Genomic DNA, 18,149 nt, shown 5'->3' with positions numbered 1-18,149 from the left:
CCCCCGGGGGGGGGGGGGGGGGGGGGGGGGGGGGGGGGGGGGGGGGGGGGGGGGGGGGGGGGGGGTGGGTGGGGGCTGGTCGCGCAGTTCCCCGCGCCCCTTAAGGGCATGGGGCGCGCCCGGGGGTATTTAGGGGCGCGGGGAACTGCGCGAGCAACCACGAACCACCCGCACCCGCCGACGCACCCCCGCCCTCCGAGCTGTCAGGCGCCCGGCCGCGGAGTCAGACTCGCATCGGCTGCGGCGACTCCCGACGCCCCGCGTCCGGACCCTCGTACTCCCGGATCACCTCGTACCGCGTGTTCCGCTCCACCGGGCGGAAGCCCGCGTCGCGGATCAGGTCGAGCAGGTCCTCGCGGGTCAGCTTGTTCGGCGTGCCGTAGTTGTCCGCGTCGTGGGTGATCTTGTACTCGACCACCGAGCCGTCCATGTCGTCGGCGCCGTGCTGGAGGGCCAGCTGCGCGGTCTGGACGCCGTGCATGACCCAGAAGACCTTGACGTGGGGGACGTTGTCGAACAACAGCCGCGACACCGCGAAGGTCTTCAGCGCCTCGGCGCCGGTCGCCATCTGGGTGCGGGCCTGCAGCCGGTTACGGACCTTGCCGTCCTTCACGTCGACGAAGTCGTGCTGGTAGCGCAGGGGGATGAAGACCTGGAAGCCGTTCGTCTCGTCCTGGAGCTCACGCAGGCGCAGGACGTGGTCGACGCGGTGCCGGGGCTCCTCGATGTGGCCGTAGAGCATGGTGCAGGGGGTCTTGAGACCCTTCTCGTGCGCCAGACGGTGGATCCGCGACCAGTCCTCCCAGTGGGTGCGGTGGTCGACGATGTGCTGCCGGACCTCCCAGTCGAAGATCTCCGCCCCGCCGCCCGTCAGCGACTCCAGACCCGCGTCGATGAGCTCGTCGAGGATCTCGGACGCCGACAGGCCGCTGATCGTCTCGAAGTGGTGGATCTCCGTGGCCGTGAAGGCCTTCAACGACACGTCCGGAAGGGCGGCCTTCAACTCCTTGAGGGAGCGCGGGTAGTACCGCCACGGCAGGTTCGGGTGCAGGCCGTTGACGATGTGCAGCTCGGTGAGGCTGTCGCCCTCCATCGCCTTGGCGAGCCGGACGGCCTCCTCGATGCGCATCGTGTACGCGTCCTTCTCCCCCGGCTTGCGCTGGAAGGAGCAGTACGCGCAGGAGGCCGTGCACACGTTGGTCATGTTGAGGTGGCGGTTGACGTTGAAGTGGACGACGTCGCCGTTCTTCCGCGTCCGCACCTCGTGCGCCAACCCGCCCAGCCAGGCCAGGTCGTCCGACTCGTACAGCGCGATGCCGTCCTCCCGGGTCAGCCGCTCACCGGACCTGACCTTCTCCTCCAGCTCGCGCTTGAGCCCGACATCCATGCTGCTCATCCTTTTCTCCGACTCCCGGTGGACCTTCCCAACCGTACGCCCAGCGCTCTACTCCTCCTCCGGCAGCTCACCCACCCGGTTCTCCCACTTCGTGGAGAGCACGATGGTCGTACGGGTCCGGGAGACGCCCTTCGTGCCGGAGAGCCGGCGGATGGTCTTCTCCAGACCGTCGACGTCGGGGGCGCGCACCTTGAGCATGAACGAGTCGTCGCCCGCGATGAACCAGCAGTCCTCGATCTCGCCCAGGTCCCGCAGCCGGGTCGCCACGTCGTCATGGTCGGCGGCGTCGGAGAGGGAGATGCCGATGAGCGCGGTCACGCCGAGGCCGAGGGAGGTCGCGTCGACGGTGGCCCGATAGCCGATGATGACTCCGGCCGCCTCCAGCCGGTTGATGCGGTCGGTGACACTGGGTCCCGACAGGCCGACGAGGCGTCCCAGCTCCGCGTAGGAGGCCCGGCCGTTCTCCCTCAGGGCCTGGATGAGCTGCCTGTCCACCGCGTCCATGCGATCGGTTGCCTTCCGCTGAAGAGTTGCGTTGTGGGTGAGATGAAGGTGGTACGGAGTGGTGGGAGTCACCGGTGGGAGGAGCGCGCCCCGCCGACGTCACCCTCCCAGCGCCGGTACAGGGTGTGCGGGACGCCCGCCGCGTCCAGCACTCGTCCGGCGACGAAGTCCACCAGGTCCTGGATGTGCGTGGCCCCCGCGTAGAAGGCCGGGGAGGCGGGCAGTACGGTCGCGCCCGCGTCGTCCAGGGTCACCAGATGGCGCAGGGTCTGCCCGTTCAACGGCGTCTCGCGTACGGCGACGACGAGGCGCCGCCGCTCCTTGAGGGTCACGCTCGCCGCCCGCTGGAGCAGGTCCTTCGACAGCCCGAGCGCGACACCGGCCACGCACGCCGTCGACGCGGGGACGATCAGCATCCCCTTGACGGGGTACGAGCCCGAGGACGGTCCGGCGGCCAGGTCGCCGGCGCTCCAGTGCCGTACGCGGTCGCTCTCGATGTCCACCGGGAAGGTGTGCGGCTTGCCGTCGGCGCCGCGGGACAGCCATTCCCGCAGGTCGTCACGCCAGTGCGCGTCCCGGAAGGAGATTCCCGTCTCGTCGAGCAGGGTGAGCCGTGCGGCCCGGGACACCACGAGGTCGACGCTCTCGCCGGCGGCGAGGAGCGCGCGCAGCACAGCCGCGGCGTATGGGGTGCCGGATGCGCCGGACACCCCTACGATCCAAGGCGTACGCGGCGTCTCTCCTGGCTTGACTGGGTTCACGACCCCGAGCCTATCCGGCGCCGCGGGACGGGAACCGGCCAAGGGGGCACGGCCGTTTCCTTGAGGGGACGAGTTGAGTCGGGGGTTCGACATGCCAGGTGGAGTGCGTGGGACGCTGAGTCCGCAGCGGGAGTGGTCGCGCGGGGACCGCGCGAAGGCCGCCGCCAAGCTGATGGTGGGCTGGGTGGCCCTGCTGTGGCTGCTCGAAGTGATCGACGTGGCGAGCGGCCACGCGCTGGACGACTTCGGCATCATGCCGCGTTCGGTTCCCGAGCTGCTCGACATCGTGCCCGCCGCCTTCCTGCACTTCGGCTTCGCCCATGTCGCCGCGAACAGCGTGCCGTTGCTCGTCCTCGGCTTCCTCTCCGCCCTCGGCGGGCTGCGCCGCTTCGCCGCCGTCTGCGCGCTGATCATCGTCGCGGACGGGCTGGGGGTGTGGCTGATATCCCCGGACAACAGCAATACGGCGGGCGCCTCCGGCCTGATCTTCGGCCTCTTCGGCTTCCTCGTCGTCAGCGGCTTCGTGGAGCGCCGCCTCGCCGGTGTCGCGGTGGGCGTCCTGATCGCGGCGGTGTGGGGCGGCTCGATCCTCGGGGGCCTCGCCCCCACCCAGACGGGGATCAGCTGGCAGGGGCACCTGATCGGCTTGGTGACGGGCGTGGTGGCGGCCTTCTTGTTCCGACGCCGCGACGTCTGACGCCGCCGGTTCGGGGGACGTCGGTACGTCGGCGAGCGCGGGCCGTTCATGGTTGCTCGCGCAGTTCCCCGCGCCCCTCAAAAACCCCGGGGCACGCCCCACGCCCTCAAGGGGCGCGGGGAACTGCGCGACCATCCCCCACCGAACCCGCACCCGGCAACGAAACTCGTCAGCCTCCGCCCGGACGCCGCCGGTTCGGGGGACGTCGGTACGTCGGCGAGCGCGGGCCGTTCATGGCTGCTCGCGCAGTTCCCCGCGCCCCTCAAAAACCCCGGGGCACGCCCCACGCCCTCAAGGGGCGCGGGGAACTGCGCGACCATCCCCCACCGAACCCGCACCCGGCAACGAACCGGACGTACTAGACGCTCAACCCCCGCACCAGCAGATCCAGCAGCGCGCACACGAACAACGCGATGCCGATGAAGCCGTTGACGCTGAAGAACGCCCTGTTCAGGCGGGAGAGGTCGTGCGGGCGGACGATCGTGTGTTCGTACACGAACGCGCCCGCGACGATCAGCAGGCCCAGCCAGAGGAAGGCGCCCGCGTCCGTCGCCAGGGCGTACCAGACGAAGAGCGCGGTGGTGAGGAAGTGGCAGACGCGCGCCGACCGGACCGCCGCCGGGATGCCGAAGCGGGCGGGGACGGAGAGGACGCCGGATTCGCGGTCGGAGTCGACGTCCTGGCAGGCGTAGATGAGGTCGAAGCCGCCGATCCAGATGCCGACGGCGAGGCCGAGGATCACCGCGTCCCAGGACCACTCCCCCGTGATCGCGAGCCAGCCGCCGACCGGGCCCATGGCCTGGGCGAGGCCCAGGATGGACTGGGGGTAGTTCGTGAAGCGTTTGCCGTAGGGGTAGACGACCATCGGGATCACGGCGATGGGGGCCAGGGCCAGGCAGAGGGGGTTCAGCAGGGCCGCCGCGCCCAGGAAGACGACGAGCGCGATCAGGGCGCCCGTCCAGGCGTGCTTCACCGACATCGCGCCCGTCACCAGCTCGCGTTGCGCGGTGCGCGGGTTACGGGCGTCGATCTCGCGGTCGATGATCCTGTTGACCGCCATCGCGAAGGTGCGCAGGCCGACCATGCAGATGGTGACCAGGAGGAGGCGGGCCCAGTGGATGTTCCCGTCCAGCTGGAACATGGCGGTCAGCGCGGCGATGTACGCGAAGGGCAGCGCGAAGACCGAGTGCTCGATCATCACCAGACGGAGGAAGGCTTTCGTGCGGCCCGGCTGAGGGAGGGCCGCGGAAGCGCTGCTCACAGGCCGTACTCCTTCCAGCGGCTGTCCACCAGGGCCGCCGTGTCCGGGTCCGACTCGACCATGTCCGGCCAGCCCCCGTCCCGTGTGTAGCCCTCCTCGATCCACTTCTTCGTGGCGTCGATGCCGGCCTTGCCGCCCCAGAACTGCTGGTAGGAGGCATGGTCGAGGTGGTCGACCGGGCCCTCGACCAACGAGAGGTCGCGGGCGTAGTCCGTGTTGCCGAGGGCGCGCCAGGCGACCTCGTGGAGGTCGTGGACGTCGCAGTCGGCGTCGACGACGACGATCAGCTTGGTCAGGGACATCATGTGGGCGCCCCAGATCGCGTGCATGACCTTCTGCGCGTGCTTCGGGTACTTCTTTTCGATCGAGATGATCGCGCAGTTGTGGAAGCCGCCCGCCTCGGGGAGGTGGTAGTCCACGATGTCCGGGACGATGATCTTGAGGAGCGGGAGGAAGAAGCGTTCCGTCGCTCGGCCGAGCGGGCCGTCCTCCGTCGGGGGCCTGCCCACCACGATCGACTGGAGCAGCGGCCGCTTCCGCATCGTCACGCAGTCGATCTTCAGCGCGGGGAAGGGTTCCTGCGGGGTGTAGAAGCCGGTGTGGTCGCCGAAGGGGCCCTCGGGGAGCATCTCGCCGGGCTCCAGCCAGCCCTCGATCACGACCTCGGCGTTCGCCGGCACCTGCAGCGGCACCGTCTTGCAGTCGACCATCTCGATCCGCTTGCCCGCGACGAACCCGGCGAACAGGTACTCGTCGATGTCACCGGGGAGCGGAGCGGTGGAGGCGTAGGTCACGGCGGGCGGGCAGCCGAAGGCGATGGCGACCGGGAGTCGCTCGCCGCGCTTGGCGGCCACCTGGTAGTGGTTGCGGCTGTCCTTGTGGATCTGCCAGTGCATGCCGATGGTGCGCTGGTCGTGGCGCTGGAGGCGGTAGAGGCCGAGGTTGCGTACGCCGGTCTCGGGGTGCCTGGTGTGGGTCAGGCCGAGGTTGAAGAAGGAGCCGCCGTCCTTGGGCCAGGTGAACAACGCCGGCAGCTGGTCCAGGTCCACGTCGTCGCCCTGGAGGACCACCTCCTGTACGGGGGCGTTGTCCGCCTTCACCTTCTTCGGCGGGACGTGCGCCATCGCGCCCAGCTTGCCGAAGGCCTCGCGCACGCCCACGAAGCCGTGCGGCAGCTCGGGCTTGAGCAGGCCGCCGATCTTCTCGCTGATCTCGGCGTACGACTTGAGGCCGAGGGCTTTGAGGAGGCGGCGGTCGGTGCCGAAGACGTTCATCGCGAGGGGCATCGCGGTGCCCTTCACGTTCTCGAAGAGCAGGGCGGGGCCGCCGGCCTTGTTGACCCGGTCGACGATCTCCCCGACCTCCAGATACGGGTCGACTTCGGCCTTGATGCGCTTGAGATCGCCCTCGCGCTCCAGTGCGCGGAGCAGGGAGCGAAGATCGTCGTAAGCCATGGGGTCAAGTATCCCCGAGGGGCTACCCTGACCCCGTCACGGGGCCCGGCGCACGGCCCCGCCGTCGTTCCGGGGGCCGGTCGCCCGGCCCCGCCACCGCTTCCAGGGGGCTGTTCCATGCTCAGGGTGTTGATGTTCCTCGTGCCGCTGGCGCTGACGATCTACGCGTTCATCGACTGCCTCAACACCCCCGAGGACGAGGCGAAGCACCTGCCGAAGATCGCCTGGGTCTTCATCATCCTGCTCTTCTGGATCGTCGGCCCGGTCGCCTGGCTCGCCGCCGGCAAGGTGCGCAACGCCCCCACGGGCGGCCGCACCCCCTCCGAGTGGCACCGCAACCAGCGCACGGAGTACATCGCCCCGGACGACAACCCCGAGTTCCTGAAGTCCCTCAACGAGGACAACAAGAAGGACGAGTCCCTGCTCAAGAGCTGGGAGGCCGACCTTCGCCGCCGCGAGGAGGAGCTGAAGCGGCAGGAGGAGGAGAAGGGGAACAAGGGGAATATGGGCAATAAGGGGGACAGGAAGAACGAAGGGGACGGGAAGAAGGACGGCAAGGAGTAACAGGAGGACGAGGACTCGTCCGCCTCAGCCGTCACGCAGGACCGAGGGCTCCGTCCGCCTCAGCCGTCGCGCAGGACAAGGGCGAGCAGCCCCGGGAAGCGTGCCTCGAACTCCTCGCGCCGCAGCCGGTTGACGCGCTTGGCGCCCTCGTCGCGCTGCTCGACGAGCCCGGCGCCCCGCAGGACGGAGAAGTGGTGGCTGAGGGCGGCCTTGCCGACCGGCACGTCGTGGGGCAGCTGGCGAAGGCGGCGGGCGCGGCGGCGGTGTACGGGGTGGTGTCGGACGCGGCCAAGGCGAAGCACGCGCTGGAGCACGGCTACGACGAGGTCTTCGTCGGCGGCTCCGCCACCGGGTTCTTCACGGACGAGGTGCGCGCCGCGACCGGCGGCCGTGGCGCCGACCTGGTCCTCGACCCCGTCGGCGGCGACACCCTCCGCGCCGGCCTCGCCTCCCTCGCCCCCTTCGGCCGCCTCGTCTCCTTCGGCAACGCGGGCGGGGAGCGGCCGTGGACCGTCGGCCGGCCCGACCTGTACGCCCTCGGCCTCACCGTCTCCGGCTTCTCGATCCTCGCCCTCGCCCAGTCGGCCCCCACCGAGCTGCGGGCCCTCGCCGAGCGCGCCTTCGCCACGGTGGCCGACGGCGTGGTGTCGCTCCCGGTGACCGCGGAGTTCCCCCTCGCCCAGGCGGCGGAGGCACACCGGCTGATGGGGACCCGGAAGAGCGTGGGCAAGCTGCTGCTGCGGGTGGGCGGCGACGGGATTCGGCACGCCGAGGCGTAGGAATCACGCGCCCCGAGCCGGGCCGTCGTTCTCGGCGGGGGGCAGCGGCGTGCGCAACACCATGGGTGGTTGGGGCCGGGAGCCCGGGATGTTGATGCGAACACGGGTGGTGAGTACGGGAGTCGTACGAGGGGGCTCGGGCTCGTACGGCGGTGGGGTCCGTGGGCTCGGCGCGCTGCCGAACCAGGAGGCGCGTCCCGAGCCGCGGAGGATTCCGGCGACGGTGACGCTCAGGAAGTGCGCCTCCCGCTGCTGTCCGGTCCACTCCAGCTCCTGCATGACGGCTTCGACCTGCTCCTTCGGCCTGAGGCCCACGCCCCTGAGCATCAGGACGGAGTCCGCGGAGCCCGTCGGCAGCGGCGCCAGCAGAGACGGCAGCAGATCGACGCCGCGCAGCCGGCCCGCCTCCATCAGCGCCATGGCGGCCATCGCCGACAGACCGGCCGCGCGCAGCCGCCCCACCAGCCTGCGGAAGGGCTCGATCCAGCGCTCGGCCCCGATGCCCGCGACGACCACGTGTACGTCGTCCATCCAGAGGCGGCGCAGAAGTCGGACGATGAACTCCTCGGAACCGTCCGCACCGGCCCGGAACAGAAGATGGCTGGCTCTGACGGAATCTCCCGCTTGGCGCAGCGAGTGGATCGCCTGGAGGAAGTCGGTCGTCTCGGCCTCCGGGTCGTACCAGGGGGTGCCCGGAAGGAGGAATGCGGAGCCGTCGTCCGGGCTGTTGTCCGGGCCGTCGTCCAGACACTCGTCCGGGCTGTTGTCCGGGCTGTTGTCCGCTTCGGCGGCCGAGTTGTCCGCCGAGTCGTCCGAACCGGCCTCGCTGGTCATCGGGTTGTCCGGCCCGGACAAGCCGTCCGGCTCGTCCCGCAGTTCCTCCTGGAGCTGTTCCAGGCGCTCGGCGCGGTTGTCCAGGAATCGCGCGGCCTTCATCAGGGCGAGGTCGATGTCGTCCGCCTCGATGTCCGGTGCGGCCGTCGACACCTCGGCCACGGCCGTCTCCGGCGCGTCGTCCTCGGCGGCGGGATGCGCGTGGACGCGACGCAGCAGCGCGAGTTCCTCGGTGAGTCTGTGCACCTGTTCGGCCGATTGTTCCGCCAGCCGGTCCGTCTTCTCCCGTTCGGCGCGGGCACGCGCCAGTTCGGTCTCGGCCTGGGTGCGTTGCGCCTCGCTGTGCCGCAGTTTGTCGCGCAGGTTGTCGTGCAGCATCCTGTGCGCCTCGTCGAGGGCGTCCCGTCCAGGGGTACGGACGGCCCCCTCTCGGGCCCGTTGCGCGGTCAGGGTGTTGATGTCCCGTTGCAGTTTGTCGACGAGCGTGAGGAGGATCAGCACCATGTGGTTCGCGTCGTTGCGCGCCTTCTCCAACTCGGCGTTGCGCTGCACCGCCCTGAGCAGTTCGTTGGACAGTTCCAGTGACTGCCGCTGGGTACCGATCAGTTGGGCCGCCATCGCGGCGTCGGTGGCGGCCCGGGAGGAGGCCGTGGTTCTCGTACGGGTCCGGGGCGCGGTCCCGGTCCGCTTGACCCGGTCGGCCGCCTCGAACAGCGGACGCGCCCCCTTCGTGAGCCGCTCCCGGTGGGCCCGGTCCCTGGAGCAGACGTCGGCGACCGCCTCGACGAAGTCCCAGCCCAGGTTCACCCCGGCCAGGCGGTCGGCGACCGTGGTCCGCGCCGGGACGGTCTTGCCCTTGAAGTGCTCGGGCGTCAACTTGCCCCGCAAATCGTCCAGTCGCAGCCCGGCGTCGTCCAGCCATGTTCGCAGCAGTACCGCGAGCTCGTCGGCCTCGGCGGAAGGGCCCCGCAGCTCTGCCCAGGGGCGGGTCTTGCGGCCCTTGCCCGCTCCACCGCCCGTTCCCTCGTCACTGGTTTGTCGGTTCAACGCGCTGACAGCCCCGTACTTGTCCGGACTTGTACGCGGGATCTCCTGGACAAATTGAGCCGAGAGCGGTCCGGCCGCGACGCTGATCTCGTCAGCTCGACAGACCGCCCGCCTCCGCCCCGGCTCGCCCGACGGCGGTACCGGCGACACCTTGGAGTCCCCCCTTGAAGGACCAACTCAATCACGTACTGTCGCACCTCGCACACGGCCTGCTCACAGAGCTGCCGGCGGAAATCGCGGCCGCGGCGATCGTCGCCGGGGCGGTCGGCGTCTGGCGGTACGTCAAGCGGCGGCGCGCCGCGCGGAGCGGGGACGGCAAGGACATCGGAAGCGCCTGACGGGCAGCCGGGGACGGACCGGGGGCCGACGGCGGAGGGGACGAGGGGCCGACGAGACGAGGGGCCGACGGGACGAGGGCCGCCCCGACGCGGGCGGGGAGCAGCCGTGGACCGTCGTCCGGCCCTGCCGGACGGGAGACGTCGGCCGACCGGCATCCGCACCGCCCGCCCGCCCGCCGAACCACCCGCGAACCGCCCTACCCTTCACCCCGATGCCCCGACTCGAACCAACCTCCGCCGACCTCCGCCTCCGCCTCCGCCCCGTCGACCTCGCCCGGCTCGCCGGGGTCTCCACCCAGCAGATCCGCAACTACGAGGAGGCCGGTGTCCTGCCGCCCGTCCCGCGCAGCGCCTCCGGGTACCGGGTCTTCGGGGACGCGCACCGGCGGGCGCTGCTGACGTACCGGGTGCTGTCGCGGGGGTACGGGGCGGTGGTGGCGACGCGGGTCATGCGGACCGTGCACGACGGCGACGTGCCCGGCGCGCTGGCTCTCGTGGACGAGGCGCACGCGGCGCTGCACGCGGAACGGGTCTCGCTGCGGGCGGCGAGCGAGGCGCTGGAGACGCTGGCCGGGGAGCGGCCCGAGGACGACGTACCCGGCACCGACCTGCTGATCGGCGAGGTCGCGGCGCTGCTCGGCGTGCGCACGTCCACGCTGCGTGTCTGGGAGGCCGCCGGGCTGCTCTCCCCCCGCCGCGAGCGCGGCACCGGCTACCGCCACTACGCCCCCGACGAGGTACGCGACGCCCGCTTCATCCTCTCCCTGCGCCGCAACCACTACCTCCTCGACCAGATCCGCCCGGTCCTCGACGACCTCCGCCTCGAAGGCGGCACGAGCGCGCTCCGCTCGGCCATCGGGACCCGCCACGCCGCCCTGACCACCCTTACGACGGCGATGCTGGAGGGGGCGGGTCACTTGCACACCTACCTGGCGGCCGGTTCCACGGGAAGCTGAGGGCCGGTCAAGCCCGCAGCGCTTCGTCCCAGGCGAGGGGAGTGCGGTAGTGGTTGGTGTGGCCCGCGTCGAATAGGGACCGGAGTGCCGCGAGAGGCCGGGGGTCCGCGTCCGCCGGGAGCCGCAGGCGCGCGAGGAGAGGGAGCGCGGCCGCCGGGTCCAGGTCGCCGTAGACGTCGTGGTAGCCGGCCAGCAGGCCCTTGAGGAGCGGCTCGTGCAGGGCGGGGAGGCGGGCGGCGGTGTCGTACGCCCGGTGCTTCACGGACCAGGGGACGGGGCCCGAGCATGCCAGCACCCGGCCGGCCCGGCGGACCTGGGCGGGCGATCCTGCGGCCACGATGTGGTCGATGTCGTCGCCGAGCACTGCGGCGAAGGCCGTCGCGGCCGTGGCCGGGTCCTCGAACCAGTCGACCCAGAGCGAGTAGGTGACGGGCTCGGCGTCCCGTTCCGCCTCCAGTCGCCGGCGATAGCCGTCCCACAGCTCGTCGGCGGGCAGCGGCCCCTGAGAACCCCGGTCCGCGAGGCCGAGCTCGGACGTCACCCAGTACTCGTCGAGGAGGTCCAGCAGCCCGAAGGCCAGCCGCACCCGCTCGGCCGGGCCCAGGTCCTCGTCGGTGAACACCTCCCCCGCCCAGGAGTGCGCGATCTCATTGGCGGTGAGCACCCCCTCCGGCGCTCCCGCGTCGGCCCACCCGCCCCCGGCCTCGACAACACCCCGCTCGGCGAGCCATCGCCGCGCTTCCTCCATGGCCTGTGTGTCCATACGGAAAGTATGGGGAAAGCGCCGGCGCGGGCGTACGGCCGCCGGGCCGCGCGCTGAGGGAAAGCGGGTGGAGCACAGCCACGAGTGGCACGTGTGGTGGGGGACGTCGATGATGGAAGCGTAGTGAGAGGGTGATGATGACTGACGGCCGCGAGTCCGAGAAGCGCCGTTCCTCGTCGCGGCAGTCGGCCGCCGAGGAGCGGGTCTCCGCGCCCGAGGCCATGCGGAGCGCGATCGCGCAGCTCACCGAGTTGCTGGGACGCGCTCCCGAGTCCGTTTCCGCGCTGAAGCCGACCGATGAGGGCTGGGAGGCCCAGGTCGAGGTCCTGGAGCTGGAGCGCGTCCCGCAGACGACCAGTGTGATGGCCGCCTACCGGGTCGTTCTGGATCCCGCGGGCAAGCTGCTGGCGTACGAGCGCGGTCGCCGGTACACGCGCGCGCAGGTCGACCGGGGCAACATTCGATAGGCCCCTGACATACGGCTTCCCCACCGGAGGGAAGAGATCGTGACTGTGGTGCCGCAGGGCGAGGGCGGCGCCGTAGCCGCCCGTGGCGGCGGCTCGGGGAACCTCTACGACGTGCTGGAACTCGTCCTCGACCGGGGCCTGGTCATCGACGCGTTCGTGCGGGTCTCCCTGGTCGGCATCGAGATCTTGAAGATCGATGCCCGGGTGGTCGTGGCCAGCGTCGACACGTATCTGCGCTTCGCGGAGGCGTGCAACCGGCTGGACCTGGAATCGGGGCGCAAGGCCCCCTCCCAGCTGACGGACATCGTGGGGGACACCACCGAGGCGGGCGCCCGGGGCAAGAGCAAGGGCGCGCTCACGGGCGCGGTCCAGGCCGTCACCGACTCGCTTCAGAAGGGGAAGGGGCGCGGGGACGACGACGACCGCGAAGCCGACCGTGAGTCCGGGCGCGAGAAGCAGCGCGTGCACTCCGAGCGGGGCGCGAGCCGCCGTTCCGCCAGGGACCGTGAGGAGTGAGCGAGCCGATGTCGGTGTACGTCTACGCGATCACCAAGGCGGCGCATCCGCTGGGCCTCGACGACGTCAAGGGCGTCGGGGAGGAGCCCGCCGAACTGCACGCGGTCAGCAGCGGCGACCTGAGCGCCGTCGTCAGCGAGAGCCCCGAGGACCTGTCGGTCAGCCGCCGGGACGTGGAGGCGCACCACGAGGTCCAGGAACATCTGTGGGCCGACGGTGCCATCCTGCCGCTGAGCTTCGGGTTCGTCGCCCAGGACGAGGCCGCCGTGGAAGCCCTGCTCCAGGAGCGGGCCGCCGCGTTCGCCGCGCGGCTCGACGAGCTGACGGGGCGCGCGGAGTTCAACGTCAAGGGCGTACAGGACGAGGAGACGCTCCTGCGCGCCATCCTGACGGACTCCCCGCAGGCCCGCGACCTCAACGAGGCGATCCGCGAGGGCGGCGGGACGTACGAGGACCGGCTCGCCCTCGGTGAGCTGGTGGCCCAGGAGGTGCAGAGCCGGCAGGCGGTGCTGGGCGAGGAGGTCCTCGCCGCGCTGCGGCCGTACGCGCTGGCCGAGCAGGTCTCCGCGCCGTCCCAGCAGTACTTCGTGAACGCCTCCTTCCTGGTGGACGGCGAGCGGACCGAGGAGTTCACCAGCGTCGGCGGGGAGCTGGCCGAGGCACTGGGAGACGGGGTGGAGCTGCGGCTGCGCGGCCCGCTGCCGCCGTACAGCTTCGTATGACCGTACGACTGTGTGAGGCGTTGTGAGGCGTGAGGCGTGAGGCGTGAGGTGTGAGGAGGCGGTGCGGGATGGGACTGGTCGGGACCATTCTGACGTTGCCGATCGCTCCCGTGCGGGGCGTCGGGTGGGTGGTCGACAAGGTGCGGCAGGCCGCGGAGGACCAGTACTACGACCCGGGCCCCGTCCAGGAGGAGTTGGTGAACCTGGAGCGGGCGCGGACCGAGGGACGCGTCGACGAGGAGGAGTTCGCGCGGCGCGAGGAGGAGTTGCTGCACCGGCTGGAGGAGATCAGCGCCTACCGGCTCCAGCAGGGCGCGCGGCCCGGCCCTTGACGCTCGTGGGCACGGAAACCGTGACGCCCGTGGGCCCGGAAACGTGGACACGGAAAGAGACAGGATCATGAACAACGCCACGATCGGCGCGGCCGTCCTGGGCGGTTATCTGCTGGGACGGACGAAGAAGGCCAAGCTCGCCATCGGCCTCGGCGCGGCACTGGCCGGATCCCGGGTCCGGCCCGGACAGCTCGGCAAGGCGCTCGACTCCCCGTTCCTCAGCGATGTCACCCGGCAGGTGCGCACCGAGCTGACGGACGCGAGCAAGGCGGCGGCGACCTCCGTACTGACGGCGAAGGCCGACAGCCTGGCCGGGGCCCTGCACGAGCGCACCGCCGGACTGCGGGAGCGGGCCGAGGGGAACGGCGACGACGCCAGCGCCAGCGCCAGTGACCGCGACCGCGACCGCGACCGCGACCGCGAGCAGGAGGAACCCGACGAGGACGAAGGCCGGGCCGAGGACGAGAAGGGTTCGGGTCGGAAGAGCGCGCCTCGCGCGAGGACCACGAGGACTTCGAGGACTTCGAGGACTTCGAGGACTTCGAAGAAGAAGACCGCCGCCGCGAGCCGTTCCAAGAGCGGCAGCGGCAGCGGCACCGCACGGTCGAGGAGGCAGGACGATGGCTGAGGGCAGGACGGCGAAAGGCGGCTCGGCGGGTGCCGGCACCCTCAGCAAGGCACGCGAGGAAGTCGGCCAGAACCCCGGCACGACCCGGCTGAAGGAAGAGCTGGAGAACTACATCGAGGCCCGCCTCGCACTGATGCTCCAGGGCGTGGGCCATGGACTGGGCGAGGGTGCGCGCCGGCTGGGCGACATGCACGCGGGGGCGCTGACATCGACCGCGTCCCATGCCAAGGACGCCCTGGTGGACAAGGCGAAGGGCGCGACGGAGAAGGCGAAGGACGTCGTCACCGAGAAGGCCAAGGACGCCACCGGCAAGGCGGGGCACGGCAAGGACCCCGAGGGCGGCAGCGGACGCGGGCTCACCATCATCGAGGACATCGACGTGGGTGTCCCGGTGCGCGAGGCGTACGACCAGTGGACGCAGTTCCAGGACTTCGAACGGTTCGCCAAGGGGGTCGTCGACGTCGAGCAGGAGGACGAGGTCACCACCCGGTGGCACGTCAAGATCGCCAAGGCGAGCCGTCACTGGCGCGGCACCATAATCGAACAGGTGCCCGATGAGCGCATCGTCTGGACGTCCGAGGGCGACAAGGCCACCACCAGGGGCGTCGTCACGTTCCACCCGCTCGCGGAGAACCTCACCAAGGTGCTGCTCGTCCTTGAGTACTTCCCCAAGGGAGTCGTCGAGAAGGTCGGCGGCCTGCTACGGGCCCAGGGCCGCCGTACCCGCCTCGATCTGAAGCTCTACCGCACGTTCGTGATGATGCGCGGCGAGGCCACCGGCGGCTGGCGCGGGGAGGTCCACGGCGGAGAGGTGCAGGAGGGGGAGGACGAGGACGAAGCGGACGAGGACGAGCCCGAGGGCCGGCACGAGGACGAGCAGGACGACCAGGACGACGAGGGCGACCAGGGCGACGAGGGCGACGAGGGCGCGAAGGATCAGTACGACGAGGAGGAGGACGAAGACGAGGACGAGGCCCCGGAGGCCGCGGCGGATGCCGAGGACGATGACGAGGACGATGAGGAAGGCGAATGGGAGGAGGACGCGGAGGACGCCGACGAGGACGAGGACGAGGACGAGGACGAGGACGAGGACGAGGACGAAGGGCGGGAAGGGCGGAAGGAAACGAGGTCGAGTGAGCCGTGACCCAGCCCGACTCCCACTCCTCCCCCGTTCCCTCGCAGTCCTCGTCGCGAGGCCTCTACTCGTACGACCAGGGCTCCGGCGCCAACCTCGCCGACATCCTTGAGCGCGTGCTCGACAAGGGCATCGTCATCGTCGGCGACATCAAGATCAACCTGCTGGACATCGAGCTGCTCACGATCAAGCTGCGCCTCCTGGTCGCCTCGGTCGACAAGGCCAAGGAGATCGGCATCGACTGGTGGGAGCACGACCCCGCCCTCTCGTCCCACGCGTCCCGCCCCGACGGCCGACGCTCCCTCGCCGAAGAGAACGAGCGCCTGCGCGCCGAGGTGAAAGAGCTGCGCGAACGCGTCGAGGATTCCCCGCCGGAGCTGTCCGCGAGCGCATCGCCCGAACGCCGCCGCCCTCGCGACCCCGAACGGAAGCCCCGCGCGGAGGGCCGTACGGAGGGCCGTACGGAGGGCCGTACGGAGGGCCGTACGGAGGGCCGTACGGAGGAGCCACGACGCAAGCGGCGCAAGGTCGCGGAGCCCGGGGACGACGAGGAATGAGCGCGTACGGCGGCTCCGGTGCTTACGGCGGCCACGGCGACGACGACTACGACCGCCCGATCAGCGGGCGCCAGGTGGCGCTGATCGACCTGCTCGACCGGCTGCTCAGCGGTGGCGTCGTACTCACCGGAGATCTCGTGCTGAGCATCGCCGACATCGACCTGGTGAGGGTCTCGCTGCGCGCGGTGATCGTCGCCGTACGCGAGCAACTGGACGAGGAATGGGCGCTCGCTCTCCCCGAACGGCCGGGTCCGGAGCCGGAGCAGGGCCCGAAGCCGTACCCGGAGCCATACCCGGAAGGGGGCGGCGGCCATGGCGACGCCCCTGCCTGACGGCCCGCATTCCGACCGGCTCCGCGAGGTGGCCGACGCGGCGACGCGCGCGTTCTCGCTGCTGCCCGCACGCCCGGACGACCTCGCCCCGCCGCCCACCGGCCGGGACGGAGGCGTCGCGCGCCGGCTGCGCACCGACCCGGACACGGTGGAGCGGGATCTCGTCCGGCTGGTCCTCACCATCGTCGAACTGCTGCGCCAGCTGATGGAACGGCAGGCCCTGCACCGGGTCGACCAGGGCAATCTCACCGAGGAGCAGGAGGAACGGCTCGGCATGACCCTGATGGTCCTCCACGACCGCATGACCGAACTCTGCGACCGCTACGGCCTGACCCTGGACGACCTCAACCTCGACCTCGGCCCCCTGGGGACCCTGCTCCCACCGTGAACCCCCTTGCTTTCAAGGCCGGGCGGGCAGAGTGAGGCCATGAACCGACCGTCACGGACACCGCCCCCGCCCCCGTCACCGTCACCACAGTCACAGTCACAGTCACAGTCACAGTCACAGTCACAGTCACAGTCACAGTCACAGTCACAGTCACAGTCACTGTCACAAGCACGCACCTGGCTCGCCACCGCCCTCGAAGAGGCCCGTGCCGGGCTCGCCGAGGGTGGCATCCCCATCGGTGCCGCGCTCTACGGCCCCGACGGCACCGTCCTCGGGCGTGGCCACAATCGCCGGGTCCAGGACGGCGATCCCTCCACGCACGCGGAGACGGCCGCGTTCCGCGCGGCGGGCCGGCAGCGGACGTATCGCGGTACGACGATGGTGACGACGCTGTCGCCGTGCTGGTACTGCTCCGGGCTGGTACGGCAGTTCGGCATCTCCCGGGTGGTCGTCGGGGAGGCGACCACGTTCCACGGCGGGCACGACTGGCTCGCCGAGCACGGTGTGGAGATCGTGCTGCTGGACGACCCGGAGTGCGTGTCCCTGATGCGCGACTTCATCAAGCAGAACCCGGCCCTATGGAACGAGGACATCGGTGAGTGAGCCCCGTACCCCCCGGAACCCCCGTACCCCCCAGCCCACCGGTAGCCCCGGTAACCCCAGCAGCCCCCGCATCCCCACCATCGACCTGCGCCCCTGGCACGACGGCGACCCCGAGACCCGCGCCCGCATCGCCCGTACGGTCGACGAGGCCCTCCAGAGCGCCGGATTCCTGCTGGTCACCGGCCACGGCGTGGACCCGGCGCTGCGGGCCCGTATCCGGGAGGCCGCGCGCGGGTTCTTCGCACTCCCCGCCGAGGCCAAGCAGGCGTACGAGGTGAAGGTCGGCGGGCGGGGCTGGCTGGGCCCGGGGGCCGAGGCGAACGGGTACTCGGAGGGTACGCGGACCCCGCCGGACCTCAAGGAGTCCCTGTCCTTCGCCACGCACGAGCCCTTCGACGACCCGGTCGTGAACGCGGAGTGGTACGCGCCGAACGTCTGGCCGGCGGAGGTACCCGAGCTGCGGGCGCTCTGCGAGGAGTACCTGGCGCGGATGGGCGAGCTGGAGAACGACCTGCTGACCCTGCTCGGTGACGCGCTCGGCCTGGAGCCGGACTTCTTCGCCCGCCACATGAGCCACCCCACCTACGGCTTCAACATCAACTGGTATCCGGGTACGGAGGTGATCGGCGACCCCGAGCCCGGCCAGTTCCGCATCGGCCCGCACACCGACTTCGGCACCGTCACGATCCTCGACCGGCAGGCCGGCAAGGGCGGGCTCCAGGTGTACACGGACGAGGGCGGCTGGGAGGACGCCCCGTACGACCCGGCCGCGTTCACCATCAACATCGGTGACCTGATGGCCCGTTGGACCGGCGACCGCTGGCGCTCGGGCCGCCACCGCGTGCTGCCTCCGCCGGCCGACGAGCCGACCGAGGAGCTGATGTCCCTCGTCTACTTCGGCGAGTGCACCCCGGGCACGATCGTCGAGTCCCTGCCGACGCCGATCGGAAGGGTCGCGTACCCGCCGGTGGACTCGCACGTGCATCTGCGGGCGCAGCTGGACTCGATCACCGTCGACTGAGTCCGCCCCTCACAGCACAGCACCGGCTTGTATCGAGCGATTGACACAAGATCCCGCCTCAGGGCATTTTGTACTCACCGCTTGATACAAGTCC

The 18,149-nt window shown here is 70.9% G+C and carries 22 protein-coding genes and 2 pseudogenes; 16 read left to right on the top strand and 8 right to left on the bottom strand.

Translation table 11 applies throughout. From position 1 onward, the window contains the following. Positions 1-223: 223 nt before the first annotated feature. The 3 genes from mqnE to I8N67_RS17240 form a co-directional block, all read right to left on the bottom strand. Positions 224-1,387, bottom strand: coding sequence for an aminofutalosine synthase MqnE (gene mqnE, locus I8N67_RS17250; protein WP_200304003.1), 1,164 nt, complete (start codon positions 1,385-1,387; stop codon positions 224-226). 57 nt (positions 1,388-1,444) lie between these two features. Further along, positions 1,445-1,900 carry an Lrp/AsnC family transcriptional regulator gene (locus tag I8N67_RS17245; protein WP_200303977.1) on the bottom strand — a complete coding sequence of 152 codons (456 nt, stop codon included), beginning with the start codon at positions 1,898-1,900 and terminating at the stop codon, positions 1,445-1,447. 68 nt (positions 1,901-1,968) lie between these two features. Next, complete coding sequence (locus tag I8N67_RS17240) at positions 1,969-2,661, bottom strand: UbiX family flavin prenyltransferase (protein WP_200303976.1); 693 nt, start codon at positions 2,659-2,661, stop codon at positions 1,969-1,971. A 91-nt stretch (positions 2,662-2,752) separates the two neighbouring features. Between I8N67_RS17240 and I8N67_RS17235 the strand changes: the two genes are divergently transcribed. Beyond that, positions 2,753-3,358: a rhomboid family intramembrane serine protease gene (locus I8N67_RS17235; RefSeq protein ID WP_200303975.1), complete on the top strand. Its 606-nt coding sequence runs from the start codon at positions 2,753-2,755 to the stop codon at positions 3,356-3,358. A gap of 358 nt (positions 3,359-3,716) precedes the next feature. Here I8N67_RS17235 and mqnP read toward each other — a convergent pair whose 3' ends face one another. Together mqnP and I8N67_RS17225 are read right to left on the bottom strand one after the other, a co-directional pair. Further along, positions 3,717-4,619 (bottom strand): menaquinone biosynthesis prenyltransferase MqnP, encoded by a 903-nt coding sequence (gene mqnP / locus I8N67_RS17230; protein WP_200303974.1) that lies wholly within the window; start codon positions 4,617-4,619, stop codon positions 3,717-3,719. Continuing rightward, on the bottom strand, positions 4,616-6,073 hold the full coding sequence (locus I8N67_RS17225; RefSeq protein ID WP_200303973.1) for a menaquinone biosynthesis decarboxylase: 1,458 nt from the start codon (positions 6,071-6,073) through the stop codon (positions 4,616-4,618). Before I8N67_RS17225 ends, mqnP begins: the two co-directional genes overlap by 4 nt. Positions 6,074-6,190: 117 nt before the next feature. Here I8N67_RS17225 and I8N67_RS17220 point away from each other — a divergent pair, with 117 nt between their 5' ends. Beyond that, positions 6,191-6,637: a PLD nuclease N-terminal domain-containing protein gene (locus I8N67_RS17220; RefSeq protein WP_200303972.1), complete on the top strand. Its 447-nt coding sequence runs from the start codon at positions 6,191-6,193 to the stop codon at positions 6,635-6,637. Between the two features lie 59 nt (positions 6,638-6,696). Here the strand turns inward: I8N67_RS17220 and I8N67_RS17215 are convergent. After that, positions 6,697-6,864 (bottom strand): annotated as a pseudogene (locus tag I8N67_RS17215) (ArsR/SmtB family transcription factor); the annotation flags it as partial. Between I8N67_RS17215 and I8N67_RS17210 the strand changes: the two are divergent. Continuing rightward, a pseudogene (locus I8N67_RS17210) lies at positions 6,790-7,416 on the top strand (zinc-binding dehydrogenase); the annotation flags it as partial. The pseudogenes I8N67_RS17215 and I8N67_RS17210 sit on opposite strands and share 75 nt — an antisense overlap. A 3-nt stretch (positions 7,417-7,419) precedes the next feature. Here the strand turns inward: I8N67_RS17210 and I8N67_RS17205 are convergent. Beyond that, positions 7,420-9,297, bottom strand: coding sequence for a hypothetical protein (locus I8N67_RS17205; protein ID WP_200303971.1), 1,878 nt, complete (start codon positions 9,295-9,297; stop codon positions 7,420-7,422). Positions 9,298-9,461: 164 nt separating this feature from the next. On the opposite strand from I8N67_RS17205, the gene I8N67_RS17200 reads away from it, so the two are divergent. Continuing rightward, entirely contained in the window at positions 9,462-9,635 is a 174-nt protein-coding gene (locus tag I8N67_RS17200) for a hypothetical protein (protein ID WP_200303970.1), read from the top strand. A gap of 212 nt (positions 9,636-9,847) precedes the next feature. After that, positions 9,848-10,591, top strand: a complete 744-nt coding sequence (locus I8N67_RS17195) for a MerR family transcriptional regulator (RefSeq protein WP_200303969.1) — start codon at positions 9,848-9,850, stop codon at positions 10,589-10,591. Between the two features lie 7 nt (positions 10,592-10,598). Here I8N67_RS17195 and I8N67_RS17190 read toward each other — a convergent pair whose 3' ends face one another. Further along, positions 10,599-11,354 carry a hypothetical protein gene (locus I8N67_RS17190; protein WP_200303968.1) on the bottom strand — a complete coding sequence of 252 codons (756 nt, stop codon included), beginning with the start codon at positions 11,352-11,354 and terminating at the stop codon, positions 10,599-10,601. A gap of 137 nt (positions 11,355-11,491) precedes the next feature. Between I8N67_RS17190 and I8N67_RS17185 the strand changes: the two genes are divergently transcribed. The 11 genes from I8N67_RS17185 to I8N67_RS17135 all read left to right on the top strand — a co-directional run bounded on the left by I8N67_RS17185 (position 11,492) and on the right by I8N67_RS17135 (position 18,055). Continuing rightward, the gene (locus I8N67_RS17185; protein WP_200304001.1) at positions 11,492-11,821 is read left to right on the top strand and encodes a gas vesicle protein GvpO; all 330 of its coding nucleotides are present in this window, start codon (positions 11,492-11,494) and stop codon (positions 11,819-11,821) included. A gap of 45 nt (positions 11,822-11,866) precedes the next feature. Continuing rightward, complete coding sequence (locus I8N67_RS17180) at positions 11,867-12,337, top strand: gas vesicle structural protein GvpA (protein WP_200304000.1); 471 nt, start codon at positions 11,867-11,869, stop codon at positions 12,335-12,337. Next, the gene (locus I8N67_RS17175; protein ID WP_307835259.1) at positions 12,334-13,059 is read left to right on the top strand and encodes a GvpL/GvpF family gas vesicle protein; all 726 of its coding nucleotides are present in this window, start codon (positions 12,334-12,336) and stop codon (positions 13,057-13,059) included. The genes I8N67_RS17180 and I8N67_RS17175 overlap by 4 nt, the downstream gene beginning before the upstream one ends. 68 nt (positions 13,060-13,127) lie before the next feature. Then, positions 13,128-13,391: a gas vesicle protein GvpG gene (locus tag I8N67_RS17170; protein WP_200303967.1), complete on the top strand. Its 264-nt coding sequence runs from the start codon at positions 13,128-13,130 to the stop codon at positions 13,389-13,391. A gap of 67 nt (positions 13,392-13,458) precedes the next feature. Next, positions 13,459-14,019, top strand: coding sequence for an ABC transporter substrate-binding protein (locus I8N67_RS17165; protein WP_200303966.1), 561 nt, complete (start codon positions 13,459-13,461; stop codon positions 14,017-14,019). Beyond that, positions 14,012-15,163, top strand: a complete 1,152-nt coding sequence (locus tag I8N67_RS17160) for an SRPBCC family protein (protein ID WP_200303965.1) — start codon at positions 14,012-14,014, stop codon at positions 15,161-15,163. Before I8N67_RS17165 ends, I8N67_RS17160 begins: the two co-directional genes overlap by 8 nt. Continuing rightward, entirely contained in the window at positions 15,160-15,711 is a 552-nt protein-coding gene (locus I8N67_RS17155; RefSeq protein WP_200303964.1) for a gas vesicle protein, read from the top strand. Before I8N67_RS17160 ends, I8N67_RS17155 begins: the two co-directional genes overlap by 4 nt. Next, positions 15,708-16,043 carry a gas vesicle protein gene (locus I8N67_RS42655; RefSeq protein ID WP_234045832.1) on the top strand — a complete coding sequence of 112 codons (336 nt, stop codon included), beginning with the start codon at positions 15,708-15,710 and terminating at the stop codon, positions 16,041-16,043. Before I8N67_RS17155 ends, I8N67_RS42655 begins: the two co-directional genes overlap by 4 nt. After that, positions 16,024-16,431, top strand: a complete 408-nt coding sequence (locus tag I8N67_RS17145; RefSeq protein ID WP_200303963.1) for a gas vesicle protein K — start codon at positions 16,024-16,026, stop codon at positions 16,429-16,431. Before I8N67_RS42655 ends, I8N67_RS17145 begins: the two co-directional genes overlap by 20 nt. Positions 16,432-16,590: 159 nt before the next feature. Then, complete coding sequence (locus I8N67_RS17140; protein WP_200303998.1) at positions 16,591-17,034, top strand: nucleoside deaminase; 444 nt, start codon at positions 16,591-16,593, stop codon at positions 17,032-17,034. 70 nt (positions 17,035-17,104) lie between these two features. Next, positions 17,105-18,055 (top strand): isopenicillin N synthase family dioxygenase, encoded by a 951-nt coding sequence (locus tag I8N67_RS17135; RefSeq protein ID WP_200303997.1) that lies wholly within the window; start codon positions 17,105-17,107, stop codon positions 18,053-18,055. The last annotated feature ends 94 nt before the right edge of the window (positions 18,056-18,149 follow it).

It is taken from the genome of Streptomyces adelaidensis (assembly GCF_016598475.1).
Taxonomy (GTDB): Bacteria; Actinomycetota; Actinomycetes; order Streptomycetales; family Streptomycetaceae; genus Streptomyces; species Streptomyces adelaidensis.
Note: the sequence above shows the minus strand (reverse complement) of the source record. Positions and strands in the feature narration are given on the sequence as shown.